The organism is Pseudomonas sp. 29, assembly GCF_002754355.1.
Classification (GTDB): domain Bacteria; phylum Pseudomonadota; class Gammaproteobacteria; order Pseudomonadales; family Pseudomonadaceae; genus Aquipseudomonas; species Aquipseudomonas neuropathica.
This window is the reverse complement of record NZ_PEEY01000001.1, coordinates 1,451,849-1,478,190: the sequence shown is the minus strand read 5'-3', so window position 1 is coordinate 1,478,190 and position 26,342 is coordinate 1,451,849. Positions and strand designations below refer to the sequence as shown.

Below are 26,342 nucleotides of genomic sequence, written 5' to 3'. Positions count from 1 at the left end.
TCATTTAACGATGATGTCGACTGACACACCGCATCGCGAGCAGGCTCACTCCTACAAGGGGTCTGCGTTGTTTGAATTATTTGGCGCCGTGCTCGCGTCCGCGCAGCAGGTTGTTCGGCATCGCAATCGCTGCCGCCAATCCCAGCAACGACACCGCCGCACTTACCCACAGCAAATGCCGGAATGTCACCAGCAATTCCGCGCGCAAGGCGTTCTGCGCATCACCCGGCGCGGCGTTCAGACCATCGAGCAGGACGTTGCCCGAATGCCCTTCGCTCATCAGTGAACTGCTTGCCAGATGGGCGAAGCTGGAGTCCTGTAACAACGCTAGCAACAGCGCCGACATCAACGCCACACCCACTGCGCCGCCGAGGGAGCGAAACAGGTTGGTGGTGCTGGTCGCTACGCCGATGTCGCGTTGCTCTACCGAGTTTTGCGTGCCGACCAGCGAAGTCGGGAATTGCATGCCGCTGGAGATACCGCAGAGCAACATGAACAGACCACTGACCAGCGTCGCCTCGGGCGGGCTGAGCGCCATGCCGACAATCGCGACCGGCATCAGCATCGCACCGGTCAGAATCTGCGGTTTGTAGCGCCCGGTGATCGACGTGCGACGCCCGGCGAAAAACGCACCAATCGGCAGCCCCATCGCCAGCGGCAGCAAGTGCAACGCGGCACTGTCGGCCCCGGCCCCAGTAACGCTTTGAAAGCGCAGCGGCATCAGCACAATCAAGGAAATCGCCTGGAAACTGGTGAAGAAAATCGTGCACCAGCACAGCAGGGCGTTGCGATTGGCGAACAGGTGCATCGGCAGCAACGGCTCCCGCGCCCGGCGTTCGTGCCAGACAAACAGCGCCAACACCACCACCGCACATGCAAACAGCCCGAGCACTTCACTGCTGCGCCACGAATGACCCTGGCCAACCTGAGTGATGCCCAGCAGCAGGGCAGTGAGGCCGATGATCATCAGCAGCGTGCCGAGGTAATCGATGACCGGTTTGCGCTGGGGAATCGGCAGGCCACGCAGATTGCGCCGCGCCACCCACCAGGCACCGAGGCCCAGCGGCAGGTTGATCAGAAATACCCAGCGCCACGACAGGTACTCGGTCATGTAACCACCGAGTACCGGGCCGGCGACACTGGCCACCGCGTACATGCTGCTGAAGTAACCCTGATAACGCCCGCGTTCACGCGGCGGCACGATGTCACCGATGATTGCCTGACTTACCGAGATCATCCCGCCGGCGCCGATGCCCTGAAGGATCCGCGCCAGCACCAGTTGCTCCATGCTCTGCGCCATGCCGCAAAAGAGTGAGGCGAGGGTGAACAGGCCCATACCGAACAGCATCAGTTTGCGCCGCCCGTACAAGTCGCCGAGCTTGCCGTAGATCGGCACGGCCACCGTCATCGCGACCATGTACCCGGAAATCACCCAGGCCAGCAGGCTGACGTCCTTGAACTGCGCAGAAATGGCCGGCATCGACACGGCGACAATGGTTTGGTCCAGCGCGCCGAGAAAGATCGCCATCATCAGCGCGACCAGCACGCTGCGAATGGCCGGTTTGGGCGTTTCGGGGTGATTGAGATTGGTCACGGGCAAAACCTGCGGGCAGTGAGAGTCCCGCAGATCATCAGGCGAGCGGGGATGCTCGCCAGTGTAAGTCGGTAGCAGGCTATTCGATAGCCTCATAAGGAAGTCCGACGTAATTTTCTGCAATGGTTTTTCGCCCTGCTTCTGAACTGACAAAGTAGTCCAGTTCCGAGGCGCTGATGCGCTGGCTGAACGCATCGTGGTCATCGAAGCGATGCAGCATCGAGGTCATCCACCAGGAAAAGCGCTCGGCTTTCCACACGCGGCGCAGGCAGATTTCCGAGTATTTCTCCAGCAGATCGGTGCGGTCGTCGCGATAAACCTTCAACAGAATATTGAACAGCGTACTGACGTCGCTGGCGGCCAGATTCAAACCCTTGGCGCCAGTGGGCGGGACGATATGCGCCGCGTCGCCGACGAGAAACATCCGTCCGTACTGCATCGGCTCGACGACAAAACTGCGCAGCGGCGCGATGCTTTTCTCGATCGAAGGGCCTGTGACCAGTTTCTCCGCGAGCGCCACCGGCAGACGATTTTTCAGTTCATCCCAAAAGCGCTGATCGCTCCAGTCATCGACATTTTCATCCGCCGGCACTTGCAGGTAATAGCGGGTGCGGGTGGCCGAACGCATGCTGCACAGGGCGAAGCCACGTTCATGGCGGGCGTAGACCAATTCGTCATGCACCGGCGGTGTGTCCGCCAGAATCCCCAGCCAGCCAAACGGATAAACCCGCTCGAAGACCTTCAGGCTATCGGCCGGAATCGACTGCCGCGCGACACCGTGGAAACCGTCGCAACCGGCGATGTAATCACAATCGACGCGAAAGGTTTCGCCGTCCTTTTCGAAGGTGACAAATGCCTCGTCGCTTTTCATGCCGTGAGGAACGACATCCCTCGCCTGGTAAATGGTCGGCGCACCAGCCTCCCGACGAGCGGCCATCAGGTCGCGGGTGACTTCGGTCTGGCCGTAGATCATCACGCTCTTGCCACCGGTCAGCGCGTGCAGATCGATGTGCACCTGACGTCCGTCCAGGGCCAGATCGAAACCGCCATGCACCAGACCTTCGGCGTCCATGCGCTGACTCACGCCAGCCTGACGCAACAGCTCTACCATGCCCTGTTCAAGTACCCCGGCGCGAATGCGTCCGAGCACGTAATCAGGTGTCTGGCGTTCAAGGATGAGGGTGTCGATACCAGCGTTGTGCAGCAACTGGCCGAGGAGCAATCCGGACGGACCGGCGCCGATAATGGCGACTTGGGTTTTCAGCGTTTTCATTGTTTTTATGGCTCGCAAGCTTCACGCGACAAGCGCCGGTGAATATTTTTTATGGATCGAGTGCTTGCATTTTTCCCTTGCGGGTCTGTCAATTGAAGGTGAAAACTGAGCTGATACCTGTACATTCTGCCAATCGGTGCGATTATCGCCCACAACCCCGAGGCCTGGATTGAAGTGATGAACAAGCCTGAGCTGCCTTCGATTCCAGTGTTCAAGCTCTACGGTGAAAGCCTGGACTGGCCGACCCCTGACTTGCTGCACTGTGAAACCATTTCCTCCCGCAGTCGCGAACATGAGTGGGAAATCAAACCCCACCGCCATGCTGATTTGTGCCAGTTGCTCTTCGTCTTCAAAGGTCAGGCAGAGCTTGAGATCGAAGGGCAGCGCACGCAACTCCAAACCCCGGCGATTCAAGTGCTGCCACCGTTATCGGTGCACGGCTTTCGCTTTTCCGAAGACGTCGAAGGGTTCATCGTTACCCTCGCCACACCGCTGATCAATCACTTGCAGGCGCAACTGGGCGATTCGGTGCACGCACTGGCCAGTGCAGAGAACTACCCGGCAGGCACCGACGGTGATTACCTCAACAGCCTGTTCTCGGCATTGCAGGCCGAATACAACGGTCATCAACCGGCGCGGGAAATGCTCATGCATTCGCTGGTCAGCGTGATCATGGTCTGGGTCAGCCGGCAGGCGATCGTGCGGCACAAAGCCAGTCAGCGGCCGCAACGTCAGCGCGAATACCTCAATGGCTTTATTCAATTGGTCGAGGAAACTTATCGCCAGCATGTGAAGGTTGAAGACCTGGCGCATCGGCTGGGGATTTCGGTATCGCACCTTAACGGCACTTGCCGTGAACTGGCGGGGCAACCGGCGTTGCAGATCATGCACGAGCGTCAGTTGCTGGAAGCCAAGCGCTTGCTGACCTACACCAGCATGACAATTTACGAGATGTCGGAGTTGTTGGGGTTTTCCGATCCGACCAACTTCACGCGCCTGTTTCGGCGCCGGGTGGGGATTTCACCAAAGGCTTTCCGCGACCGATTGAAAGCCGAACAATAATTTCATAACCACACTAAACACTGTGGGAGCGAGCTTGCTCGCGAAGCGGTGTATCAGCCGCCAGTAATGGTGATTGACACACTGCATTCGCGAGCAAGCTCGCTCCCACAGGGGCGCATTCCAGCTCAATTACCTCAGCGCAATGCGTTCAGAGTGGCATTGTGCGGAATGCAGCGCTCGAAGTTGCAGCTCGCATACTCGCGCGGCAGTTGTCGCAGCTGTTCGACCCGCCAGGCGGCGGTGCCGTACAGCGCCAGCGTGGCGGCGCAGGTGATGAAAATCGCGACGTACCTTCTTGTTTTGATGTTCATGGCGTAGACCTCTGAACGACATACCTTGCGGTATTACTTTCAGCATAGGTCAGGGCTGGGGAGTTGCCAGCGAGTGTGCTTGAGGATTTAACCGACCATTCAGCACGCTGATGGACGCTTTGTGGGAGCGAGCTTGCTCGCGAAGAGGGCGTGTCAGCCAATGCAGATTTCGAATGAAATTCCCTCTTCGCGAGCAAGCTCGCTCCCACAGTGGATTGGGTTTACAGGCCGATATCCCATTCGGGGTTTTCGGGGAACCTGAGCACCAGAAAATCCAGCATGCTGCGCAGCGCCGCCGGCATGTGTTTGCGTGAGGCGTACACCGCGTAGATGTTCATCTGTCGCGGCTCGGCATGGGGCAGCAGGCGGACCAGTTCGCCGCTGTGAATATGCACCCCGGCCTGATAGGTCGGCAGCATCGCCACCCCCGCGCCAGCCAGTGTCGCGCGCAATAACGTGCTGGCCTCGTTGGCGCTGATATTGCCCTGCACCGGCACTGAAACCGGTTCGCCATCCTCCTCGAAATGCCACAGGCTTTTGCCGAAATACGAGTGCGTCAGGCAATTGTGTCGGCTCAACTCGTCGACCCGTAACGGCGCCGGATACTCCTTTAGATAAGCCGGCGCGGCACACACCACCGAACGACAAACGGTCAGGCGTCGGGCGATCAGGTTGGGGTCGAGATCGTTACTGGTGCGAATCGCCAGGTCGATGCGCTCATCGACCAGATTCACCGTGCGATCGAGCATTTGCAGATCGATGCTCACACCTGGGTAGCGTTTGACGTAGGCGGCCATCGCATCCGCCAGTTGGGCCTGGCCAAACGAAGTACTGACGCTGATCCGCAATAGCCCGCGCGGGGCATCGTGGGGTTCGCTGACGGCGGCCTGCATGTCGCTCGACAACTCCATCATCTGCCGGCAGCGCGGCAGAATCTCACTGCCGGCGGCGGTCAGGCTCAACTTGCGCGTGGTGCGGTGCATCAGGCGTGCGCCGACCCAGTCTTCCAGTTCCGCTAAATAGCGCGAAACCACCGGCCGCGAAAGGTCCAGATGATCGGCTGCGGCCGACTGGCTGCCCAGGTCCACCACGGTGACAAACACCCGCATTGCTTGGAGACGATCCATGATTTGCCCGCTTTCAGAAACAAACTATGTTCAAGCATCGCATTTTTTGTACTGAGTCAGGCAACTAAGCTCTGTTCCATCGCCAAACACGGCATTCGGACACCGGAGCAACAGATGATCGGCTTCACCACACTCAAACGCGTTCTGCTCGCCACTGCTTCCCTGGGTTTCGCCGCGCATGCAGCGGCTGCCAATCTGACCCTGGATGTCTACAACCCAGGGACAAACGCGATTTTTCCGGTGACCTCGGTGCTGGTCAGCGGTGAGAAAGACGCGATCCTCGTTGATGCGCAATTCGGCAAATCCCAGGCCGAGCAAGTCGTGGAAAAGATCCGCGCCAGCGGCAAGCACCTCACCACTATCTACATCAGCCATGGCGACCCGGATTACTACTTCGGCCTTGATACCCTGACCAAGGCATTCCCGGAGGCCAAGGTATTGGCCTCGCAGCCGACGGTTGATCACATCAACAAAACCGTCGCCGGCAAACTGGCCTTCTGGGGCCCGAAAATGGGCGCCGACGTGCCGGCGAAAACCATCGTGCCGGGCGTGCTCAAGGGTGACAGCCTGATGCTCGAAGGGCAGAAATTGCAGGTCATCGGCCTCGACGGCAAACAACCGGATCGCAGTTTTGTGTGGATCCCGTCGCTCAAAGCCGTGGTCGGTGGTGTGGTTGTCGCCGAGAACATCCACGTATGGATGGCCGATACCCAGAGCGCGCAATCCCACGCCGACTGGCTGGAAACGTTGCACTCGATCGAAACCCTCAAACCGGACACCGTGGTGCCGGGTCACTACCTGGGTGACAGCAGCCGCTCGCTGGCCAGCGTGAAATTCACCGCCGACTACATTAAGGCTTTCGACGCGGAAACCGCCAAGGCCAAAGATTCCGCCGCACTGATCGCCGCGATGAAAAAGCGCTACCCGACACTCGGCGAAGAAAGTTCGCTGGAGCTGAGCGCGAAAGTCGCCAAGGGCGAAATGCAGTGGTAAGCCGATTCTGAAAACGCAGCACTCTCAAGCCAACTGGAGAATGTCATGAGCAAGATCGCAATCATTGGTGCCACCGGCCGAGCCGGTAGCCAACTGCTGGAAGAAGCCCTGCGTCGCGGCCATAGCGTCACCGCTATCGCCCGCGATACCTCGAAGATCGGCGCCCGTAGCGGTGTGGTCAGCAAGAAAGTCGATGTGCTGGATTCGGCCGCGTTGCAGGACGCCGTGGCCGGTCATGATGTGGTGATCACCGCCGCGCATTTTGCCACCGTGCCTGCGGCGGCGATTGTCGGGCCGGTGAAGCAGGCAGGCGTTCAGCGTTTGCTGGTAGTGGGCGGTGCCGGTTCGTTGTTGCTGCCGGACGACACGCGAGTGATCGACAGTGCGGGGTTTCCGGCCGAGTACAAAACTGAAGCCAGTGCGGGTGCGGCGTTTCTTGAGGCGTTGCGTCAGGAGCAGGAGCTGGACTGGACCTTTCTGTCGCCTTCGGCGGAGTTTGTCGAAGGTGAGCGTACGGGTAGTTTCCGTGTCGGTCAGGATCACTTGCTGGTGAGCGCTGAAGGGCGTAGCTGGATCACCTTTGCCGATTACGCGATTGCGCTGATCGACGAGGTGGAAACGCCGAAGCATTCGCGTCAGCGGTTTACTGTCGGGTACTGAGTGAATCCTTGCCCCTCACCCCAGCCCTCCCGAAACGTCGGACCGCCCGAGGGAGAGGGAGCCGACCGAGGTGTCTGGCGTTGTACATCGACCTGAGTGTTCGAGTCGATTATGGATTCAACGCAGTAATTTCACGTCGGCGTATCTCCAGAGCATCCCCCAATCAGTCCCCTCTCCCTCTGGGAGAGGGTTAGGGTGAGGGGAAATAGCCTCACCGCAAATGCGCCTGCTCCACCAGCCAGATCATCAATTCTTCCAGCTGCGGCGAAGGCTCGGTTCCCGCAGGCACCACCACGTAATACGCCAACCCCGTCCTCACCTTCAATTCAAACGGCATCACCAGCCGTCCGGCACGCAAGTCGTCGCCGATCAACGACCAGTCGCCAATCGCCACCCCCGTCCCATGCGACGCCATCGACATCGCCTGATCCAGCGTTTCGAAATGCTGGCCCATGTTGACGTTATTCAACTGCAGTTCGGCCGCCGTCAGCCAGACCTTCCAGTCCTGAGTGTCGCGGGTCGGATGCAGCAACAGATGCTGTTGCAGATCAGCCGGGTCAGACAGTTCCGGTGGGCCTTTCAAAAGTGCCGGTGAGCAAACCGGGGTCAGTTGTTCATCGAACAGATGCAGCGCGGTCGAGGAGTTGTCCGGCGGCGCTCCATAGATCACCGCCGCGTCGAACTGCTCGCGCTGAAAATCCACGCCATGGGCCAACGTCGTGGTCAGTTTGACCGGCACATCCGGGCGTTCCTTTTGCCATTGCAGCAGGCGCGGTACCAGCCAGCGCATCACACAACTGGGCGCCTTGAGTTGCAGGGTTTCGCGCTTGAGACCGATCTGCTCGGTGGCCTCAGTGATCAGTCCGAAGACCTTCTCCACCCGTGGCAACCACTCCCGGCCTTTGGCCGTCAACTCCAGGCCACGGGCCAGACGGATGAACAGTTCATACCCCAGATGATCTTCCAGCCCGGCGATCTGCCGGCTCACCGCGCCTTGTGTGATGTGCAATTGCTCGGCGGCCCGGGTGAAGTTGCAGCACTGCGCGGTGATCAGAAACGTGTGCAGGGCGGGCAGGGGAGGCAGTCGTTTCATGGGGATCCAAGGTATGACGTGAGGACATGGCTAGTATGACTTTTAATCGATTGTTGCCGCTACCTGCCGACCGTTCAATGAGCCCATTGAAGGCCTGCATGGGCCTTGTGTCTCAAACGAACAAGAAGGGCAATGACATGGCGACGTGTGGCGAAGTACTGGTCAAGTTACTCGAAGGTTATGGGGTCGAGCAGGTGTTCGGCATTCCCGGCGTGCACACCGTTGAGCTGTATCGCGGGCTGGCCCGTTCGAGCATCAACCACGTCACCCCACGGCATGAACAGGGCGCCGGTTTCATGGCCGACGGTTATGCGCGCACCAGCGGCAAACCGGGTGTGTGCTTCATCATTACCGGCCCGGGCATGACCAACATCTCCACCGCCATGGGCCAGGCTTACGCCGACTCGATCCCGATGCTGGTGATCTCCAGCGTACAGAGCCGCAACCAGTTGGGCGGCGGGCGCGGCAAGCTGCACGAGTTGCCGAACCAGAGCGCACTGGTCGCTGGCGTCGCGGCGTTCTCTCACACCCTGATGTCGGCGTCGGAATTGCCCGGCGTGCTCGCTCGCGCATTCGCCTTGTTCCAGGCCGGGCGTCCGCGTCCGGTGCACATCGAAATTCCGCTGGACGTGTTGGTGGAAGAGGCCGATGAGCTGCTCGCCAGTGTCCCGGTCAACATCGACCGCGCCGGTGCCGCGCCCGCTGCCGTGAGTCGTATGAGCGCGTTGCTGGCCGGTGCCCAACGTCCGTTGATTCTCGCCGGTGGCGGTGCGATCGATGCCGCAGCAGAGCTTACCGAACTGGCTGAACTGCTCGACGCACCTGTAGCGTTGACCATCAACGCCAAAGGTCTGTTGCCGTCGACGCATCCGCTGCTGATCGGCTCGACACAAAGCCTGGTCGCCACCCGCGAATTGGTCGCCGATGCCGATGTGGTACTGGCGATCGGCACCGAACTGGCCGAAACCGATTACGACGTGACCTTTGCCGGTGGTTTCGAGATTCCCGGCAAGCTGCTGCGCATCGACATCGACGCCGATCAGACCGTGCGTAACTATCCGCCACACGTCGCCCTGGTTGCCGATTCGCGCAATGCCGCGCAGGCATTGCTCAGCGCCTTGTCGCACAAAACGCTGGCCGAGCGCCGCAACGATTGGGGCCAGGTACGCGCGGCGCGTCTGCGTGATGATCTGGCCGCGACCTGGGATGCACCGACGCTGGCGCAAACCCGTTTCCTCGAAACCGTGCTGCACGAATTGCCCGACGCGGTGTTCGTCGGCGACTCCACGCAACCGGTGTACACCGGCAACCTGACCTTCAATCCGGAGCGTCCGCGTCGCTGGTTCAACTCGTCGACCGGCTACGGCACCCTCGGCTATGCGTTGCCGGCAGCGATTGGCGCATGGCTCGGTGGGCAACCCGATAAAGGTGCACGGCCACCGGTGGTGTGCCTGATCGGCGACGGCGGTCTGCAGTTCACCCTGCCGGAACTGGCCAGCGCCGTCGAAGCGCGCACCCCGGTGATCGTCCTGCTGTGGAATAACCAGGGCTACGAAGAGATCAAGAAATACATGGTCAACCGCGCCATCGAACCGGTCGGCGTCGACATCTACACCCCGGACTTCATTGGCGTGGCCAAGGCCCTCGGCTGCGCCGCCGAAGCGATCAACTCAGTGGAACAACTGCGCAGTGCACTGCGTGCCGCGACCGATCGCCAAGGCCCGAGCGTAATCGAAATCGACCAGAACCAGTGGATGCAGGCGGTGGCCAAGTGATCAATTTTCCAACCACACTCGACGGCCTCTACATCAACGGCCAATGGTCGGCCGGCCGCGAACATCTGCGCGTGATCAACCCGGCCACTGAGGCGTTGCTGACCACGGTCAATGGTGGTGACGAGCACGCGGTGAGCCAGGCCGTGAGCGCTGCGACTGAAGCATTCAAGGACTGGTCGCAAACCAGCGGTGCCGAGCGCGGCGCGATTCTGCGCAACATCGCCAATGGCGTGCGCAACGGTCGCGATCACTTGATGAAACTGCAATCGAGCAACAACGGCAAACCGCAGTTCGAAGCGGCCATCGACGTCGACGATGTGATCGCCACCTTCGAGTACTACGCCGAACTCGCTGAAGGCCTCGACGCCAGACAGGACAGCAACGTGCCGCTGCCCAGCGATGATTTCAGCGCACGCTTGCGGCGCGAGCCGTGCGGCGTGGTCGGGCTGATCGTGCCGTGGAATTTCCCCATGGTCACCACCGCGTGGAAACTTGCGCCGGCCCTCGCCGCCGGGTGCTGCGTGGTGCTGAAACCGTCGGAAGTCACGCCGCTGCCAGAGCTGGAGCTGGCGGCGATCATCGCCGAAGCCGGCCTGCCCAACGGCGTGTTCAACGTCGTTTGCGGTACTGGCCTGGCGGTCGGTGCACCACTGTCGGCGGATCCGCGCATCGCCAAGATTTCCTTCACCGGTAGTAACGCCGTCGGTGTCCAGGTGATGCAGCGCGCCGCCGAAACGGTGAAGGGCGTGAGTCTGGAACTGGGCGGCAAATCTTCGCTGCTGGTGCTCGAAGATGCGGATCTGCAACTAGCGGTCGAGTTGGCTTGCGGTGGCGGTTTCTTCAATGCCGGGCAGATGTGCTCGGCCACCAGCCGTGTGTTGGTTGCCGATGAATTGGCGGATGAATTCCTTGAACGTTTGCACAAGCGTGCGCAAGCGATTCGCGTGGCGGATCCGTTCGACCCGGACGTGGAGATGGGCGCACTGGTCAATCAGGCGCAATACCAGCGCGTGCTTGGTCACATCGACCGGGGGCTGAGCGCTGGCGCGAAGCTGGTGTGCGGCGGTAATCGTCCGGCAGATCTGCCACGCGGTTATTTTTTGCAGCCGACGGTGTTCACCGACGTGCCCCTCGACAGTGCGCTGTGGTGCGAAGAGATTTTCGGCCCGGTGCTGTGTGTGCGCAGTTTCAGCAGCGAAGCCGAGGCAGTTGCCCTGGCCAACGACAGCCAATTCGGCCTGGTCGCCAGTGTGGTGACGCGTAACGCCGAGACCGCCGAGCGGGTCGCCAACGCCCTGCAGGCGGGGCTGGTGTGGCTCAACGCGCCGCAAGTGATCTTCCCGCAGGCGGCGTGGGGCGGTTACAAGCAGAGCAGCATCGGCCGCGAATTGGGGCCGTGGGGCCTGGCCGCGTTTCAGGAAATCAAACACGTGATCCGGGCGCTCTGAACGCCCGAAAAAGGTCAGCGCATGCCTCGCAACGAGGCATGCGTCGGCGTCATGGCTTCAATGAGTTTTTATCGATAGTCAGGTGTTTTGCACGACCTCAGGATGAACCCGTCGGCAGCGCTGCAGGCCTTTGAAAACAAGGCTTTCAGCGGACCCGGCCGCGCGGATGCAACGGTTGCGACCAACCTCATACTTAAAAGAACAAAGGGAGTCCGTCATGGGCGAGCACGATCTGAACAGGCGTCAATTCATTAAAACCGTCGGCGTCGCCTCGGTGGCGGCGGCTGCCCTGAGCATGCCCTTCATCCGGGCGAGCGCCAGCGACACCCGCTTCGCCGGCAAGACCCTGCGTTTGCTGACCTGGTCGGATGACACCGGCCTCGCGGCACTGCGCAACATCGCCGCCACGTTCGAAGCCAAGACTGGCGCCAAGGTCATCGCCGACCGCACCGGCAGCACTTCGGAAATGGTCGCCAAACTCAAGGCCGGCGGTGATCGTCCGCAGTACGACATCATCACGTTGGCAGGCGTCGGCGCCGAAGGTCTGGCGGCCGCCGGGCTGCTGGAAAAACCCGACCTCAACCGCATTCCCAACCTGGTCGACGTCCCGGAAAAATACCGTACCGGCGCCAACGGGCACGGCATCGGTTACCTGTTGTGGTGCAACAGTCTGGTCTACAGCACTCGCACCCAGAAAGAGGCGCCGAGCAGTTATGCCGCGTTGTGGGATGCCGATCTGGCGCCGAATATTTTTCTGCCACCGCCGAACTGGACCGAGGCGATGGACCTGATCATCATCGCCGCGAAACTGGCCGGCGGTGACGAACACAACATTGAGCCGGGCTTCAAGAAGCTCGCCGAACTCAAGGATCGCGTGGTGACGTTGGGCGAAAACCCGAACCAGATTGCCGAGCTGTTCCGCACCGGTTCGCTGGACATGGGCGGCCTCTATGCCCCGGCATTTTTCCCCAAACAGATTCGCGATCCGAACTACGGCCTCGGCGCTACGTTCGGCATGAAGGAAGGGTTCTACACCGACCTGATGCTCTCGGTGATGCCGAAGAATCGGCCGGGCGACACCGACCTGGCCTACGCCTTCATCGACCACTCCCTCGACCCGCTGGTGCAGGGCAAGATGGCCGAGGACATCTTCAACGGCCCGGTCAACGCCAAGGCGATCATCTCCGCCGAAGCGCGCAAGAGCCCGTTCATCCTCACGCCGGAGCAGATTGCCGAGAAGGCGATCATGCACGACAACGCCTTCCTGGCCACCGTGCATGACCAATGGATTCGTCGCTATACGGAAATTTTTTCTTCCTGAGCCGAACACAAACCTTCAGAACACCACAAATCCCCTGTAGGAGTGAGCCTGCTCGCGATAGCGTCATACCAGTCAACCTATTAGGTGGCTGACACACCGCTATCGCGAGCAGGCTCACTCCTACAAGGGGGCGGGGGTGGTTTGGAGAGTTGTGTTCGTCAGTTGTTTTTCCATTGACGAGATTATTGCTATGGAACATCAATCCCTGACCCAAGCGGTCGGCGCTGCTGCCGTGCGCCCGATGCGCGGTGTTTCGCCCACCGCGCGGGCGTGGTTTTTCCTCACGCCGTCGATGCTGTTTCTCGGCGTGCTGATCGCCGCCAGCCTGCTGGTGCTGCGCATGAGCGTCGGCACCAAAGGCGCGGAGTGGAGCGGTTTCAGCCTGGCCAGTTATGCCCAGTTGCTCGAACCCTATTACTTGAAATCCTTGCTGCTGACCTTGCGTCTGGCGCTGATCAGCGCGGTGATTGCCGTGGTGCTGGCGATCCCGGTGGCGTACACCATGTCGCGGCTGACCTCGCCGTTTCTGCGGCGGATTTTCCTCGCAGCGGTGCTGCTGCCGTTGCTGGTCAATCTGCTGCTGCAAAGCTACGGCTGGCTGGTGATTCTCGGGCCCGGCGGCATGCTCAATCAGGCGCTGATGGGCCTCGGTCTGATCAAGCGGCCGATCATGTTGCTGTACAACCAGAACGGCGTCCTGATGGGCCTGGTGCAAACAGCGTTTCCACTCGCGGTGTTGCCGATTGCCAGCGCCATGCGCGGCGTCGCCCGCACCTATGAGGAAGCGGCTGCGACCCTCGGTGCCAGCCGTTTTCAAGTGTTCCGCCAAGTGGTTCTGCCGATGAGTTTGCCCGGGATCATCACCGGTGCAACGTTGGTGTTCGCCTACAACGCCAGCAGTTTTGTCGTGCCGTTGCTGCTCGGTGGCCGGCGGGTGCCGATGCTCGCAGTGATGGTGCATGACCAGATCGCGCCGCTGATGAACTGGCCCGCCGCGTCGGCAGCCGGGGTGGTGCTGATCGTCACCACGCTGGCGATCATGACTCTCTCTGAATACATCACTGGCCGTCGTCGGCGTCTGCTGGAGGCTTCGCAATGAGTGCCCTGACCAAGAAGCGCATGGCGCTGTTGCCCGGCGAAACCGGCAAGTTCGCCGGCATCCTCTCCGGCTTCATTTTGCTGCTTGCGGTGTTGCCGATCCTGACCATGATCGTCATGTCGTTCAGCGGTGCGTCGAACCTCGACTTCCCACCGAGCAGCTACAGCCTGCAATGGTACAAAGCGGCCTGGCACACCTTTGTTTCGCCGGACGCCAGCGACGTGCTCAGCCTCGGTCAGGCCATGGCCACCAGCCTGTTGGTGTCGTGTCTGACGATGGTTTTCGCCACGCTGATCGCCGTACCCGCCGCGTATGCGCTGACCCGCTGCGAATTCCGTGGCAAGGCCGTGGCGCTGCAACTGATGTCACTGCCGCTGGTGTTTCCGATGGTCGTGTTAGGCCTGGCCTTGTTGTTGGTGTTCGACAGCCTGCCGTTCCACCTGACCACTTCGCGGCTGGTGATTGCCCACGTGATTCTGGCCTTGCCGTTTGTGGTGAAGAACTGCACCGCAGCGATGCTTTCCATCGGCAGCGAAGTCGAGGAAGCGGCGCGGATGCTCGGCGCCTCACCGCTGCGGGCCATCGTTGATGTGGTGGTGCCGTTGATGAAGTCGGGGATTCTGGCGGGCATGCTGCTGGCGTTCATCGTCTCGTTCAACGAATTCACCGTGACCTATTTCCTCTACACCATCGACGTCATGACCGTGCCGATCTGGATGTACAGCCGCACCGTGTCATCGCTCGACCCTACCGTGTTCTCGTTTGCCGTGCTGATCGTGCTGATCGACTTCGTCCTGATCTGGGCGCTGGAGAAGCTGGTGGGCGAGGGCGGCGTTTCCTTTTGATTTGAGGTGCAACATGACTGGTCTGATTCTGGAAAACGTCGAGAAATTCTACGGCTCGGCGTGCGCGGTACAAGACGTCAACCTGCATTTGCCGGAAGGCAAACTGGTGTGTTTCCTCGGCCCGTCCGGCTGCGGCAAAACCACCTTGCTGCGGATGATCGCCGGGCTGGAAACCCTCACTGGCGGCGAGATTCGCCTGGACGGCGAGGACATCGGCCAGACCCCGGCGCACCTGCGCAACTTCGGCATGGTGTTCCAGTCGCTGGCGCTGTTCCCGCACATGACCGTCGGCGAGAACATCGCCTACCCGCTGAAACTGCGCGGCGTCAGCAAGGCTGATCAACACAAGCGCGTGGTGGAATTGCTGGAGCTGATTCAACTGCAAGCGATGATCGATCGCCCGGTGGCGAAACTTTCCGGCGGCCAGCGGCAGCGCGTGGCGATTGCCCGGGCGATTGCTTCGCACCCGAAAATCCTCCTGCTCGATGAGCCGCTATCGGCGCTCGACGCCAAGCTGCGCGAATCGATGCAGGTGGAAATCCGCCAACTGCAGCAGCGCCTGAACATCACCACGATCATGGTCACCCACGATCAGCGCGAAGCGATGACCATGGCCGATATCGTCGTCGTGCTGGGCGAACACAAGGTGCAGCAGGTCGGTACGCCGATTGAAATCTATCGGCATCCGGCCAATGAATTTGTCGCGGACTTCATCGGCTCGGGCAATATTTTCCCGGCCACGGCGCTGGGCGATGGCAAGGTCAGCCTGCCGGGTGGTGACGCGCTGCAAGTGCCGATCTGTAGCAGCATTGTCGTCGGGCAGAAAGTGAAGATGCTGATTCGTCCGGAAGACCTGCAACTGTCGGCAGCGCAGGCGACGGCGGGGAATCGCTTGCTCGGCAAGGTGACGTTTGTGCGTGATATCGGCGCGACCATCGAGACCACGGTGGAGTGTTCCGGGGTGACGTTTACGGCGTTGAGTACGCCGTGTCAGGGGATCGGATTGGCGATCGGGCATCCGGTGTCGGTGACGTTGCCGGTGGAGGCTTGTCGGGTGTTGGGGGCTTAGAGCGAGCTCCGACTCCGAATCGCCCCTCACCCCAGCCCTCCCGAAACGTCGGACCGCCCGGGGGGAGAGGGAGCCGACCGAGGTGTCTGGCGTTATCCATCGACCTGAGATATCGAGTCGATTATGGATTCGGCAAAGTACTTTCAGGTCAGCGTACTTCTTCAATATCCCCCATTCAGTCCCCTCTCCCTCGGGGAGAGGGCTAGGGTGAGGGGCTTCTAACGGTCACACCGAAAGCCGCAACCGCGCCAAATCCCTTAACGGCGGTGCACCAAACAGCCGGCTGTACTCACGGCTGAACTGCGACGGACTTTCATACCCGACGCGATACCCCGCCGCCGACGCTTCCAGCCCCTCCGCCAACATCAACCGCCGCGCCTCTTGCAGGCGCAACTGCTTCTGATACTGCAACGGACTCATCGCCGTCATCGCCTTGAAACGGTGATGCAAGGTCGAGACGCTGAGGTTCACTTCTTTCGCCAAATCATCAATGCGCAGCGGCTGTTCGAAGTTGCCGTTCAACCATTTGATCGCCTGACTGATGCGATGGCTCTGGCTATTGGCGATCGCGATTTCATACAAACGATGGCCCTGCGGGCTGCGCAACAGGCGATAAAGAATCTCCCGGCGAATCAGCGGCGCGAGCATGGCGATGTCTTTCGGTGCATCGAGCAAGCGGGCCAGACGCAGCACGGCATCGAGCATCGAACTGTCGATCTGCTCGACATACAAACCCCGCCCGGTCGGCCGCGTCGGCACGCCCATCGGACCGGCGTCGGCGATCAGCGCGGTGATTTCGGTCGGGTCGATATCCAGGCGCACGGCGAGGATCGGTTCTTCTGGCGAGACATTCACCACGCGCCCGCTCAACGGCATCGAAACCGACACCACCAGGTAATTCAGCGGATCGTAATTGAAGAACTCGTCGGCCAGCCGCACCTCTTTGCGTCCCTGCGCCATGATGCACAGCGCCGGTTGCGCGAGCACCGGGGCAAAGTCGTGGGATCGGGTGTGACGCGACATGAACAGCGAGCCGATGGCGGTCTCGTAGCTGCCATCGTCGGTGGTGTTGCGGCGGATGATCGCCGCCAGTTCCGCGCGCTGTTTTTCCATGTCAGCGGTGGGTTCGGCTTGAAAACGATCGAATGACGTCATGCACGGCATCCTCGGCAGGGGAGGTGGAATGGAGCAGAGCATATGTTTGTGCAAGCGCCAGCGGTAGACACATCCTGCGAAATGCTTGCCTGATCCTGCATGGGATTGTGGGCGGGCTCAGCCATAGCAGGTTGTAGGGCGGCAAAGTTGCTTGATACGCCGTATGACAACCGTGTGACGCAGTTTTACAGGTTGTTACAGGTCTTCTGCGCAGTCTCGCAGGATTGTGCAACGCAGCGACAGGAATCGACTAACGGCGGCTGGCGTGCGGCCCTTAACCTTTGATCCTGTCGCAGCCCGTCCCCCGGCTGCCACGCGACTCCCTGGGAGGGTTGAACATGTCCAAGCAGATTCCCGTCAGTCATATGGCCTTCGTTCGAGCGCGCGCCGGGCGTTCGGCGGAACTCGGTGTACGCCTGAGCGCGTTGATCGAGCCGTCCCGCGCCGCCCCCGGTTGCCTGAGCTTTGCGTTGCAGCATTCGCAGTGTGATCCCGAGTTGTGGCTGGTCTCCGGCTTCTGGAGCAGCCAGCAAATGATGACCAACTATTTCAACAGCCCATCGATGGAAATCTTCGCCGAGCTGGTGCAGGAACTGGTGGTCAACAGCCTCGACTTCCACACGTTCAAGGACGTGTCGGCGGCGCAAGCCCTCGGTCAATGCCCGGCGCCGGTACACAAACTCGTCGGTTGAGGGTTTAATGTCCGGCTTGTTTGTCTGAGCCGGGATATGTGACATGGCACGTAAAGAGTTCGAACACTTCGAAGCAGTTTCCGCAGTCGTCCCCGTCGAGTTGGGCGGCAACAAGGGCTATCACGCGGCAATCGCGGTCAAGGCCCTGGTCGATGGCGGTGCACCACGCTTTCACAAACTGTTGAATGACCAGATCTTCCCCGGCGCCATTGCCGCTGATGAAGCGGCCATCAAGGAGCTGGATAACCTCAAAGGCGTCACTGAAGACGCCGAGTTGATCTGGTAACGCGTTACTTGTTGGCGCCCGGACGCCACATCTTGAACAGGGCCTCAGGCCCCAACTGGAAATAATCCGCCGGCCCGCCGCCGCGCAGAATCGGTTCTGCTGCGGCGGTGTCGTAGATTCCATCCTTCAACAGCCACTTGGCGATATGCACGGCGACCACTTCGCCGAGGATCAGCCAGCTCGGCACCGTCTCGCCATCAGCGCGCTGCAATTGAATGATCTGCGTGACCTTGCATTCGAAGGACACCGGACTTTCTGCGACCCGTGGTACTGAAATCACTTTTGACGCCACTGTCGTCAAACCCGCCAATTCAAACTCGTTGACCTCAGGCGCGACCATCGCGCAGCTCTGGTTCATCTGCTCGGCCAGCGGCCGGGTGGCGAGGTTCCAGACGAACTCGCCGGTCTGCTCGATGTTGTTCAGGCTGTCTTTGCGCCCGACGCTGGAAAAACCAATGATCGGCGGAATGTAGTTGAAGGCATTGAAGAAGCTGTACGGCGCCAGGTTCAAGCGGCCGTTGGCATCCTGCGAGGAAATCCAGCCGATCGGGCGTGGGCCGACGATGGCGTTGAACGGATCGTGGGGCAGACCGTGGCCGTTGGCGGGTTCGTAGAAATGGATGTCATCGGGCATGGCGGGTGGTCCTGGAGAGTGCTGAGTCAGGTGGCCAATAGTGCAAGCACGCAACGCATATTTCCAGCAGACACCGGAATTCCAGGCTATGAAATTCCCCTGTGGGAGCGAGCTTGCTCGCGAAAGCGTCGGGTCAGTTGCATTGATATCGCCTGACACAACGCCTTCGCGAGCAAGCTCGCTCCCACAGGGTTCGGTGTGAACTCATGAAAGGGGCATGCCCCAAAATGACTAAGCCCGGCCAAAGCCGGGCTGTGGGAGGACTGCTGATACTTAGCTGATGGCAGCGGCGGTGCCGGTTTTGTCGAAGCCGTCAGCAGCGACCGTTTTACCCAGGTTGGTTTTATCGAAGCCATCGGCAGCAACAGCTTTGCCGATGTTGGTTTTATCAAATCCATCAGCAGCGTAAGTGCCGGTGTGGCTGGTTTCGATGGCGGCGCTGGCACCGTTGATGAAGTCAGCGGATTTGGTTTTGTCCGAGCCATCGGCAGCGAAAGTGTTGGCAGCCAGTACGGACAGGGTCAGGGCGAGGATCAGTTTGGTTTTCATGTCGGTTACTCCAGATTCGTTGGCGGTGTGTCTTGCATGGGTTTAATGCTACGCCAAATAAATTGATTAAAAAGTGCAAATTAATGCTAAGAACAATCGATTAACTTGATGTTAAGGGCGGCACGTTGAATTCGCTTTCGTCGTCGCAGCGAGCGTCGCGCAGGTCATCGATCAGGTGATTGCAGAATGAGGGGGCAGCATTAATTAGCGATTAATCGTTGTTTTGTGCGGCATGACAGATTTTTCATACTTTGCCGACCGCTTTTTCACCGTTGCAACGCCAGTCTGCCCGTGGCCAGAAAACCAAGAACCGGCCGTCACACACTGGAGCGTTGCCTGCGATGAATAAACTGCCTCAAATCACCTTGGCCTTCTGGGTCATGAAAATCTGCGCGACGACCCTGGGGGAAACCGCGGGCGATTTGTTGTCGATGACCCTCAACGTCGGCTACGCCATGAGCTCGCTGATCCTGATCAGCGTGTTTGTGCTGACGCTGATCACGCAGTTGATGGCCAAGACCTACAAGCCGCTGCTGTACTGGATCGTCATCCTGTCCACCAGCACCGCCGGCACGACCATGTCGGACTTCATGGACCGCACCCTCGGACTCGGTTACGCCACCGGCTCGATGATCCTTATCGCGATCCTGCTGGCGATCTTCGCCGCTTGGCGCCTGAGCGGTGATTCGCTCAACGTCAGCAAGGTGCAGACCTTCCGTGGCGAGATGTTCTACTGGATGGCGATTCTGTTCTCCAACACCCTCGGCACCGCGCTGGGCGATTACCTGGCCGACGACTCGGGCCTGGGATTTGCCGGTGGTGCGTTACTGATCGGCTCGACGATTGCCGTGGTCGTGCTGCTGAAATACTTCACGAAGATTTCCACGGTGGTGCTGTTCTGGGTGGCGTTCGTGCTGACCCGTCCGTTTGGCGCGACGTTGGGTGACTTGATGACCAAGCCCCATGAGAAGGGCGGTCTGGACTTTGGCACCATCGGTTCGTCGGCGGTGCTGGCGGGGATTCTGCTGGTGATGATTGTCGGCGCTTCGTATGCGCAGAAACGTTATGGCAAGCCGCAGGTTGCCGAGTTGACTTAATACCGAGTTGACCTCATTCGCGAGCAAGCTCGCTCCCACAGGGTAATGGGGTGCCCACAGAATATGTGAACACCACCGACCACTGTGGGAGCGAGCTTGCTCGCGAAGGGGCCAGAACAATCATCACAATGGTGACTGAATCTACACCGGTCAGTCAGTCACAATGCGCGAATGCTTCTGGGTGTCTTTCATGGTGATGTACACCAGCAACGACACCGCGATGCACGCCGTCACATACCAGTAGTAACCGGTTTCCATGCCGATGCTCTTGAACCACAGCGCGATGTATTCAGCGGTGCCGCCGAAGATCGACACGGTCAGTGCATACGGTAGGCCGACGCCCAGGGCGCGGATCTCGGTCGGGAACAGTTCGGCTTTCACCACCGCGTTGATCGAGGTGTAGCCGCTGACGATGATCAGCGCTGCCATGATCAGGAAGAACGCGCCCCACCAGGTTTGAATGGTGTGCAGGGTCATCAGGATCGGCACGGTGAAGATCGTCCCCAGCACGCCGAAGGCGATCAGGATCGGACGACGACCGATCTTGTCCGAGAGGCCGCCGATGATCGGTTGCAGGCACATGAACAGGAACAGCGTGGCGGCAGAGATGGTGGTCGAGTCGGAGATGCTCATGCCGACGGTGTTCACCAGGTATTTCTGCATGTAGGTGGTGTAGGTGTAGAACGCCAGGGTGCCGCCCATGGTCAGGCCGACTACGGTCAACAGTTCTTTGGGATGGCGCATCAAGGTGCGCATGGCGCTTTCCTTGGACTTCTCTTTCTTGGTAAACGACTCGGTTTCTTCCATGCCGCGACGCAGGTACAGCGCCACGACCGCACACAGCGCGCCGATGGCGAACGGAATACGCCAGCCCCACGCGTACAGTTGTTCAGTGGTCAGCACGTTCTGCAGCACGATCAGGACGCCCAGCGCGATGAGCTGGCCGGAGATCAGGGTCACGTACTGGAAGCTGGAGAAGAAGCCGCGACGTTCCTTGGTCGCCATCTCCGAGAGATAGGTCGCCGAAGTGCCGTATTCGCCACCGACCGACAGGCCTTGCAGCAAGCGCGCGAACACCAGCAGGATCGGCGCGCCGATGCCGATGGTTTCGTAGTTCGGGCTGAGGGCGATCAGCAGCGAGCCGAAGCACATCAGGTAGACCGAGGCCATCAGGGCTTTTTTACGGCCGACCTTGTCGGCGTACATGCCCATCAGCCAGCCACCAATCGGACGCATCAGAAAGCCGACGGCGAAGATCGCGGCGGTGTTCATCAGTTGGGCGGTGGTGGAACCGGCGGGGAAGAAGGTTTTCGCGAAATACAGGGAGAAGGCGGCATACACGTACCAGTCGTACCACTCGACCATGTTGCCAACGGAACCGCTGAAGATCGATTTGATCCGGCTGGCGGTGGTTCTTTCTTTGGCCGGCGCAGCAGCCGACCCAAGTGGCAGGGCGTTGGAGTTATCCATTGAAGGATCCTTCGTTTAATTGTTTTTGTGGAGCGCGTCGAAACGCAGCCTGCGAGGGCTATAGCAGGAGGTGTGCCAACGGGGGGAGGGCCGGTTTAGAGGGCGTGGCGGGATTGGGTGAGCGGATTTGTGCCGATGGAATTGATCTTGTGAGCGGATTTCCGCTTATTGGGGCTGAGATCAAAAGCCCCTCACCCTAACCCTCTCCCGGGGGGAGAGGGGACTGATCGAGGTGCTTTTGATAGTTACGCCGACCTGAGATACCGAGTCGAACTCAGGTTGCAGTGGTCTAATTTCCCCGGACACCCCGATAGGTGGAAAATACATCTATCGAGGAGTTATTCATGACTAAAAAACGCAGGGCATTCGACGACAGCTTCAAGCTGCAAGTCGTGAAGATGATCAAGGACCAGGGACTGACCGTTACGCAGGTTTGCCAGGATCTGAACATTGGTGAGACAGCCGTTCGACGCTGGGTTCAGCAATACGAGGCAGAGCAACTGGGACAGGCCGGAATCGGCAAGCCATTGACGGCGGAACAGCAGCGCATCCGGCAGTTGGAGCAGGAAAATCGGCAGCTCAAGATGGACAACGACATCTTAAAAAAGGCTACCGCCTTCTTTGCCCGCGAGCTGAAGTAACGTATCGACTGGTTCGGCAGCTGCAACAGAAGGCTTACTCAGTGGCACATGTCTGTCGGTTGCTGAGCATCAGTCGTTCGGGCTTCTATGAGTCTCAGAAGCGTGCTGATGCACCTGTTCGGCAGAGTTGTCCTGTTGTTGTGCAACTCAAGGCGTCTTTTGCCGAGAGTGGAGGCTGCTACGGCAGCCGCCCTTTGCGCGACGCTTTGCGTGCCAAGGGCATGCTTGTCGGGCTGTATAAAATCCGTCGTTTGATGCGAGCTCATGGGCTGCGTTCGGCTTGGAAGCGCAAGTTTGTACACACGACCGATAGCAATCATGACCTGCCGATTGCAGAGAATGTACTGGGCAGAAAATTTGATCAAGTGGCGCCAAACAAGGCTTGGGTGGCTGACATCACCTATATCCGCACCCGCAGTGGCTGGCTGTATCTGGCCGTGGTATTGGACTTGTTTTCACGCAAGATAGTGGGCTGGTCGATGGCTCCGAATATGCCGGCAGAGCTGGTGTGCACCGCGATGCAACTGGCTATCGCGCAGCGTCAACCGCCGCCAGGCTTGATTGCCCACTCAGATCGGGGTAGCCAATATGCGAGTGCAACTTACAGAGAATTACTGGCAAGAAACGGCATGCAGCAGAGCATGAGCCGCAAAGGTAATTGCTGGGACAACGCAGTGATGGAGCGCTTCTTTTTGAGTTTGAAAATGGAGCGGGTATGGCGCCGTGACTACGCGAACCATGCTGAAGCAATCCGCGACATCACCGAGTACATCGTTGGGTTTTACAACAACGAACGGTTGCACTCGAAACTGGGATATCTGCCACCGACCGCTTACGAGCGGGCGATGGCGTCAAAACCACCTATCGAGGTGTCCGGAATTAGTTGACCACTGCAGGTTTCGAAAAGCATGAAGATCGGCTCCCTTTCCCCCTCGCCCCCTTGGGGGCGGTCCGACGTTTCGGGAGGGCTGGGGTGAGGGGGATGGTTTTCAGCCGCAGCAAAAATCCCGACCCAGCCTCACTCAGCCAAAAACATCTCCCGACTCAACCCATGCCGCTGCAGCTTTTCATTGAACGTGCGGCGCGGCAGTTGCAACTCTTCAAGTACCGCTTTCACATCGCCCTTGTGCCGGGTCAGCGCCGCACGCAAACACTGCGCCTCAAACGCCTCCTGCTGCGCCGCCAGCGATTGCCCCGGATCAATCCCCGGTGCCGGTTCATCCAGGCCCAACACCTGACGTTCGGCAACGTTGGCCAGTTCGCGCACGTTGCCCGGCCAGTCGTGGCTGAGCAGATGACTCAACTGCGCGCCACTCAAGGGCGGAAACGTACGCCCCAGGCGCTCAGCGGCATTGTGGGCGAAGGTTTCGAACAGCAGCGGAATGTCTTCGCGGCGATCGCGCAAGGGCGGCAAGCGCAGTTCGGCAACGTTCAGGCGATACGCCAGATCCTCGCGAAAACGTCCGGCCCGGGCTTCATCGAGCAGGTCGGGTTTGGTCGCTGCGACAATGCGCAGGTCAACGCGAATGCTCTGGTTCGAGCCCAGCCGTTCAAGCTTCTGCTCCTGCAATACGCGCAGCAGTTTCACCTGTTGTGCCAGCGGCATGCTTTCGATTTCATCGAGAAACAAGGTGCCGCCATCGGCGTATTCCAGCTTGCCGATGCGCTTGCCCGAGGCGCCGGTAAATGCACCGCTCTCGTGACCGAACAACTCCGCCTCGAACAACTGCTCAGGAATCGCCGCGCAGTTCAGCGCCACAAACGGCTTGGCCGCGCGCGGGCCGAAATCATGCAGGCAGCGCGCGACCAGTTCCTTGCCGCTGCCGGTTTCGCCACGGATCAACACATTGACCGGCAACGCCGCCAGGTCCAGCACTTGCCGACGCAACGTCTGCAAACCACGGGACACACCAAGCAACGTCGCATCGAGTTTCGCGCGGTTGTCGGCCTGCTCGTGCAGTGCGCGGTTTTCCAGAATCAGCCGGCGTTTGTCCAGCGCCCGGCGCAAGCTGCCGAGCAGGGTTTCCGGGCTGAACGGTTTTTCCAGAAAGTCATAGGCACCGTCGCGCATCGCCTCGACGGCCATCGGTACATCGCCATGACCGGTGAGCAGAATGACCGGCAGGTCAGCGTCGCGTTTCTGCACTTCGGCCAATAACGCCAGGCCGCCCATGCCAGGCATGCGCACGTCGCTGAGGATCACCCCGGCAAAGTGCGCGGGCAGGGCGGCGAGGCATTCTTCGGCGCGGCTGAACAACTGCACCGCGAACCCCGACAGGCTCAGCCACTGCTCGACAGCACTGCGAATGCTGCTTTCGTCATCAACCACCATCACCGAGTTGAGCATCAGATGTGTGCCTCCAGATCGATCGGCAAAGTCAGGCTGAACACTGCGCCGCTGTCGCCATTTTCGGCGCTCAGGCGTCCGCCGGATTCATGCACGATGGCAAAGGATACCGCCAGGCCGAGACCCAAACCGTCGCCCACCGGTTTGGTGGTGAAGAACGGGTCGAACACCTGGCCCAAATGGTCTTCGGCAATCCCGCCGCCATTGTCGCTGACGCTCAGGCGCCACAGTTGTTCATCGACTTCCAGACGGATCTCCAGACGCTTGCACGGTTTGCCCTGCATCGCATCGAGGGCGTTGCGCAGCAGGTTGATCAGCACCTGTTCGAGACGAATCGCATCACCGCGCACCCATGCCGGACGCGTCAGGTGCAACACCAGACTGACCTGCTCGTCACGCAACCGTGCATCGAGTAACTGCAAAGACTGATCGACCACCGTCGCCAGATCCAGCCGCTCACGCAAGCCGCTGGGGCTTTTGCGCGCGAAGGTCTTGAGGTGGCCGGTGAGGGCAGCCATGCGCGTGAGCATCTCGTCTACCGGTTTCAAGGCTTTATAAGCATCGTCGACCCGGCCATGCTCGAGCAGCAGGCGCAGCGTCGCCAGTTGCATGCGCTGAGCGGTCAGCGGCTGATTGATTTCATGGGCCAGCGCGGCGGACATCTGCCCGAGCGCGGCGAGTTTGGCCGATTGCACCAGGCCGTCCTGCGCGGTGCGCAAATCGCGGGTGCGCTCTTCCACTAACTGTTCCAGTTCCTCACGGTTGCGCTGGCGGATTTTCGACAGGCGCCAGCGCTGGTTGAGAAACAGCAACAGAAACACCAGCGCCAGCCACACCCCGGCGGCAGCCAGCCCGGCGTTGCGCAGGTCTTCGAACGCCACTTGCGGATGGCGCAGCAGGTGCAGGGTCCAGCCTTCGGCGCTCAGGGGCAGTGATTCCCACAGATAATCCGCCGTGCCTTGCGGGCCTTCGACGCGGCGCAGGTCGCTGTTGTCATCGAAGCGGCGCAGCGATAAATGAGTCAAGGGTTGCAGCGATTGCTTGTCGTACTGCCGGGTGGCTTTGATTTCATCCATGTCGCGGGCGCTCAATGGCCGCAGCGCGCGATAGCGCCAGCCGGGCTGGTTGGCGATGAAGATGATCCCGCGCGCGTCGCTGACCAGCAGGGTGTCATTGCCCTGACTCCACTCGCGTTCCAGTTCGGGGAATTCCAGCTTGACCACCATTGCGCCAAGGAACTCGTCGTTGTCGCCGAGCACCGCGCTCGAGAGGAAATAGCCAGGAATTCCGCTGGTCACGCCCACCGCGTAAAAACGTCCGGTGCCTTGGGTGCGGGTCTGGCTGAAGTAGGGGCGGAAACCGTAATTGTGGCCGACGTAACTGCTCGGCAAGCGCCAGTTGCTCGCCGCTACGGCGAGGCCCGAGTGGTCGAGCAACTCAAGGGTCGAGGATTGCGCCGCGCCGTTGATCTTTTCCAGTTTCAGGTTCAGCGCCGCCTGCTCGTCGGCATCGACCGGCCCGGCCAGCGCCGAACGCAATTGCGGATCGAGCGCCAGCACGGCGGGCAGGGCGCGGTAGCGGTCGATCAGGGTGTGCAGGGAATTGGCGTACAACGCCAGTTGCTGGTTGGCGCGGGCGGCGTCTTCCTCCAGCGCCTGGCGTTCGGCGTGGCGGATCGCAAGCGTGGCGGCAAGCGCTGCGCCGGCAATGATCAGCAGGGTATACAACGACAGACGCAAGGTACGGGAAGTCGGCAGCATGCTGGGCGAAGGGTCGACAGGACGGGCGGGCACGATAGCAT

Annotated in this window: 24 protein-coding genes; 13 read left to right on the top strand and 11 right to left on the bottom strand. The window is 60.2% G+C overall.

Annotated elements, in window-relative coordinates:
- Positions 1-76: 76 nt before the first annotated feature.
- Both CLU80_RS06840 and pobA read right to left on the bottom strand, forming a co-directional pair.
- A complete protein-coding gene (locus CLU80_RS06840) occupies positions 77-1,594 on the bottom strand; it encodes an MDR family MFS transporter (RefSeq protein WP_099757037.1) in 1,518 nt (505 codons plus the stop codon).
- Positions 1,595-1,673: 79 nt separating this feature from the next.
- The gene (gene pobA / locus CLU80_RS06835; protein WP_099757036.1) at positions 1,674-2,867 is read right to left on the bottom strand and encodes a 4-hydroxybenzoate 3-monooxygenase; all 1,194 of its coding nucleotides are present in this window, start codon (positions 2,865-2,867) and stop codon (positions 1,674-1,676) included.
- A gap of 177 nt (positions 2,868-3,044) precedes the next feature.
- On the opposite strand from pobA, the gene CLU80_RS06830 reads away from it, so the two are divergent.
- Positions 3,045-3,929 (top strand): helix-turn-helix domain-containing protein, encoded by an 885-nt coding sequence (locus CLU80_RS06830; protein ID WP_093430541.1) that lies wholly within the window; start codon positions 3,045-3,047, stop codon positions 3,927-3,929.
- A 134-nt stretch (positions 3,930-4,063) separates the two neighbouring features.
- On the opposite strand, the gene CLU80_RS30145 is transcribed toward CLU80_RS06830, so the two are convergent.
- On the bottom strand, positions 4,064-4,240 hold the full coding sequence (locus CLU80_RS30145) for a hypothetical protein (RefSeq protein ID WP_007912636.1): 177 nt from the start codon (positions 4,238-4,240) through the stop codon (positions 4,064-4,066).
- Positions 4,241-4,461: 221 nt separating this feature from the next.
- Positions 4,462-5,367, bottom strand: coding sequence for a LysR family transcriptional regulator (locus CLU80_RS06825; RefSeq protein ID WP_286079707.1), 906 nt, complete (start codon positions 5,365-5,367; stop codon positions 4,462-4,464).
- 114 nt (positions 5,368-5,481) lie between these two features.
- Here CLU80_RS06825 and CLU80_RS06820 point away from each other — a divergent pair, with 114 nt between their 5' ends.
- Together CLU80_RS06820 and CLU80_RS06815 are read left to right on the top strand one after the other, a co-directional pair.
- The gene (locus tag CLU80_RS06820) at positions 5,482-6,360 is read left to right on the top strand and encodes an MBL fold metallo-hydrolase (RefSeq protein WP_099757034.1); all 879 of its coding nucleotides are present in this window, start codon (positions 5,482-5,484) and stop codon (positions 6,358-6,360) included.
- A gap of 45 nt (positions 6,361-6,405) precedes the next feature.
- The gene (locus CLU80_RS06815) at positions 6,406-7,020 is read left to right on the top strand and encodes an NAD(P)-dependent oxidoreductase (protein WP_093430538.1); all 615 of its coding nucleotides are present in this window, start codon (positions 6,406-6,408) and stop codon (positions 7,018-7,020) included.
- A 211-nt stretch (positions 7,021-7,231) separates the two neighbouring features.
- On the opposite strand, the gene CLU80_RS06810 is transcribed toward CLU80_RS06815, so the two are convergent.
- Entirely contained in the window at positions 7,232-8,113 is an 882-nt protein-coding gene (locus tag CLU80_RS06810; RefSeq protein ID WP_099757033.1) for a LysR substrate-binding domain-containing protein, read from the bottom strand.
- A gap of 137 nt (positions 8,114-8,250) precedes the next feature.
- Between CLU80_RS06810 and CLU80_RS06805 the strand changes: the two genes are divergently transcribed.
- From CLU80_RS06805 to CLU80_RS06780, 6 genes are all read left to right on the top strand, one after another.
- The gene (locus CLU80_RS06805) at positions 8,251-9,888 is read left to right on the top strand and encodes a 5-guanidino-2-oxopentanoate decarboxylase (RefSeq protein ID WP_099759351.1); all 1,638 of its coding nucleotides are present in this window, start codon (positions 8,251-8,253) and stop codon (positions 9,886-9,888) included.
- Positions 9,888-11,336: an aldehyde dehydrogenase family protein gene (locus CLU80_RS06800; protein WP_286079817.1), complete on the top strand. Its 1,449-nt coding sequence runs from the start codon at positions 9,888-9,890 to the stop codon at positions 11,334-11,336. Before CLU80_RS06805 ends, CLU80_RS06800 begins: the two co-directional genes overlap by 1 nt.
- 217 nt (positions 11,337-11,553) lie before the next feature.
- A complete protein-coding gene (locus CLU80_RS06795) occupies positions 11,554-12,657 on the top strand; it encodes an ABC transporter substrate-binding protein (RefSeq protein WP_093430534.1) in 1,104 nt (367 codons plus the stop codon).
- A 190-nt stretch (positions 12,658-12,847) separates the two neighbouring features.
- Positions 12,848-13,756 carry an ABC transporter permease gene (locus CLU80_RS06790; RefSeq protein ID WP_099757032.1) on the top strand — a complete coding sequence of 303 codons (909 nt, stop codon included), beginning with the start codon at positions 12,848-12,850 and terminating at the stop codon, positions 13,754-13,756.
- Entirely contained in the window at positions 13,753-14,601 is an 849-nt protein-coding gene (locus CLU80_RS06785; protein ID WP_093430532.1) for an ABC transporter permease, read from the top strand. The genes CLU80_RS06790 and CLU80_RS06785 overlap by 4 nt, the downstream gene beginning before the upstream one ends.
- Before the next feature lie 13 nt (positions 14,602-14,614).
- Complete coding sequence (locus CLU80_RS06780; protein WP_099757031.1) at positions 14,615-15,670, top strand: ABC transporter ATP-binding protein; 1,056 nt, start codon at positions 14,615-14,617, stop codon at positions 15,668-15,670.
- 225 nt (positions 15,671-15,895) lie between these two features.
- Here the strand turns inward: CLU80_RS06780 and CLU80_RS06775 are convergent, their stop codons facing one another.
- Complete coding sequence (locus CLU80_RS06775; RefSeq protein ID WP_093430530.1) at positions 15,896-16,825, bottom strand: AraC family transcriptional regulator; 930 nt, start codon at positions 16,823-16,825, stop codon at positions 15,896-15,898.
- Positions 16,826-17,163: 338 nt separating this feature from the next.
- On the opposite strand from CLU80_RS06775, the gene CLU80_RS06770 reads away from it, so the two are divergent.
- Both CLU80_RS06770 and CLU80_RS06765 read left to right on the top strand, forming a co-directional pair.
- Positions 17,164-17,517, top strand: coding sequence for a putative quinol monooxygenase (locus tag CLU80_RS06770; protein ID WP_093430529.1), 354 nt, complete (start codon positions 17,164-17,166; stop codon positions 17,515-17,517).
- A 43-nt stretch (positions 17,518-17,560) separates the two neighbouring features.
- Positions 17,561-17,803 (top strand): hypothetical protein, encoded by a 243-nt coding sequence (locus CLU80_RS06765; RefSeq protein WP_093430528.1) that lies wholly within the window; start codon positions 17,561-17,563, stop codon positions 17,801-17,803.
- A gap of 4 nt (positions 17,804-17,807) precedes the next feature.
- Here CLU80_RS06765 and CLU80_RS06760 read toward each other — a convergent pair whose 3' ends face one another.
- Both CLU80_RS06760 and CLU80_RS06755 read right to left on the bottom strand, forming a co-directional pair.
- Positions 17,808-18,437, bottom strand: a complete 630-nt coding sequence (locus CLU80_RS06760) for a flavin reductase family protein (RefSeq protein WP_007912610.1) — start codon at positions 18,435-18,437, stop codon at positions 17,808-17,810.
- Positions 18,438-18,710: 273 nt separating this feature from the next.
- The gene (locus CLU80_RS06755) at positions 18,711-18,986 is read right to left on the bottom strand and encodes a hypothetical protein (protein WP_064119044.1); all 276 of its coding nucleotides are present in this window, start codon (positions 18,984-18,986) and stop codon (positions 18,711-18,713) included.
- 341 nt (positions 18,987-19,327) lie between these two features.
- On the opposite strand from CLU80_RS06755, the gene CLU80_RS06750 reads away from it, so the two are divergent.
- Positions 19,328-20,083, top strand: coding sequence for a COG4705 family protein (locus CLU80_RS06750; protein WP_093430527.1), 756 nt, complete (start codon positions 19,328-19,330; stop codon positions 20,081-20,083).
- A gap of 150 nt (positions 20,084-20,233) precedes the next feature.
- On the opposite strand, the gene CLU80_RS06745 is transcribed toward CLU80_RS06750, so the two are convergent.
- Complete coding sequence (locus CLU80_RS06745) at positions 20,234-21,553, bottom strand: MFS transporter (protein ID WP_093430526.1); 1,320 nt, start codon at positions 21,551-21,553, stop codon at positions 20,234-20,236.
- 344 nt (positions 21,554-21,897) lie between these two features.
- On the opposite strand from CLU80_RS06745, the gene CLU80_RS06740 reads away from it, so the two are divergent.
- A protein-coding gene (locus tag CLU80_RS06740) for an IS3 family transposase (protein ID WP_286079706.1) occupies positions 21,898-23,081 on the top strand; the annotation gives its coding sequence in 2 pieces (ribosomal slippage) (positions 21,898-22,162 and positions 22,162-23,081; 1,185 coding nt in all).
- Positions 23,082-23,212: 131 nt separating this feature from the next.
- On the opposite strand, the gene mifR is transcribed toward CLU80_RS06740, so the two are convergent.
- A complete protein-coding gene (gene mifR, locus CLU80_RS06735) occupies positions 23,213-24,541 on the bottom strand; it encodes a two-component system response regulator MifR (protein ID WP_099757030.1) in 1,329 nt (442 codons plus the stop codon).
- Positions 24,541-26,301, bottom strand: coding sequence for a sensor histidine kinase (locus CLU80_RS06730; RefSeq protein WP_099757029.1), 1,761 nt, complete (start codon positions 26,299-26,301; stop codon positions 24,541-24,543). Before CLU80_RS06730 ends, mifR begins: the two co-directional genes overlap by 1 nt.
- Positions 26,302-26,342: the final 41 nt, after the last annotated feature.

Coding starts and splice junctions, on each gene's coding strand:
- CLU80_RS06770 (WP_093430529.1), top strand. CDS start 17,164: ATGTCCAAGCAGATTCCCGTCAGTCATATGGCCTTCGTTCGAGCGCGC.
- pobA (WP_099757036.1), bottom strand. CDS start 2,867: ATGAAAACGCTGAAAACCCAAGTCGCCATTATCGGCGCCGGTCCGTCC.
- CLU80_RS06750 (WP_093430527.1), top strand. CDS start 19,328: ATGAATAAACTGCCTCAAATCACCTTGGCCTTCTGGGTCATGAAAATC.
- CLU80_RS06785 (WP_093430532.1), top strand. CDS start 13,753: ATGAGTGCCCTGACCAAGAAGCGCATGGCGCTGTTGCCCGGCGAAACC.
- CLU80_RS06825 (WP_286079707.1), bottom strand. CDS start 5,367: ATGGATCGTCTCCAAGCAATGCGGGTGTTTGTCACCGTGGTGGACCTG.
- CLU80_RS06815 (WP_093430538.1), top strand. CDS start 6,406: ATGAGCAAGATCGCAATCATTGGTGCCACCGGCCGAGCCGGTAGCCAA.
- CLU80_RS06805 (WP_099759351.1), top strand. CDS start 8,251: ATGGCGACGTGTGGCGAAGTACTGGTCAAGTTACTCGAAGGTTATGGG.
- CLU80_RS06780 (WP_099757031.1), top strand. CDS start 14,615: ATGACTGGTCTGATTCTGGAAAACGTCGAGAAATTCTACGGCTCGGCG.
- CLU80_RS06755 (WP_064119044.1), bottom strand. CDS start 18,986: ATGAAAACCAAACTGATCCTCGCCCTGACCCTGTCCGTACTGGCTGCC.
- CLU80_RS06820 (WP_099757034.1), top strand. CDS start 5,482: ATGATCGGCTTCACCACACTCAAACGCGTTCTGCTCGCCACTGCTTCC.
- CLU80_RS06730 (WP_099757029.1), bottom strand. CDS start 26,301: ATGCTGCCGACTTCCCGTACCTTGCGTCTGTCGTTGTATACCCTGCTG.
- mifR (WP_099757030.1), bottom strand. CDS start 24,541: ATGCTCAACTCGGTGATGGTGGTTGATGACGAAAGCAGCATTCGCAGT.
- CLU80_RS06760 (WP_007912610.1), bottom strand. CDS start 18,437: ATGCCCGATGACATCCATTTCTACGAACCCGCCAACGGCCACGGTCTG.
- CLU80_RS06775 (WP_093430530.1), bottom strand. CDS start 16,825: ATGACGTCATTCGATCGTTTTCAAGCCGAACCCACCGCTGACATGGAA.
- CLU80_RS30145 (WP_007912636.1), bottom strand. CDS start 4,240: ATGAACATCAAAACAAGAAGGTACGTCGCGATTTTCATCACCTGCGCC.
- CLU80_RS06795 (WP_093430534.1), top strand. CDS start 11,554: ATGGGCGAGCACGATCTGAACAGGCGTCAATTCATTAAAACCGTCGGC.
- CLU80_RS06790 (WP_099757032.1), top strand. CDS start 12,848: ATGGAACATCAATCCCTGACCCAAGCGGTCGGCGCTGCTGCCGTGCGC.
- CLU80_RS06745 (WP_093430526.1), bottom strand. CDS start 21,553: ATGGATAACTCCAACGCCCTGCCACTTGGGTCGGCTGCTGCGCCGGCC.
- CLU80_RS06810 (WP_099757033.1), bottom strand. CDS start 8,113: ATGAAACGACTGCCTCCCCTGCCCGCCCTGCACACGTTTCTGATCACC.
- CLU80_RS06765 (WP_093430528.1), top strand. CDS start 17,561: ATGGCACGTAAAGAGTTCGAACACTTCGAAGCAGTTTCCGCAGTCGTC.
- CLU80_RS06830 (WP_093430541.1), top strand. CDS start 3,045: ATGAACAAGCCTGAGCTGCCTTCGATTCCAGTGTTCAAGCTCTACGGT.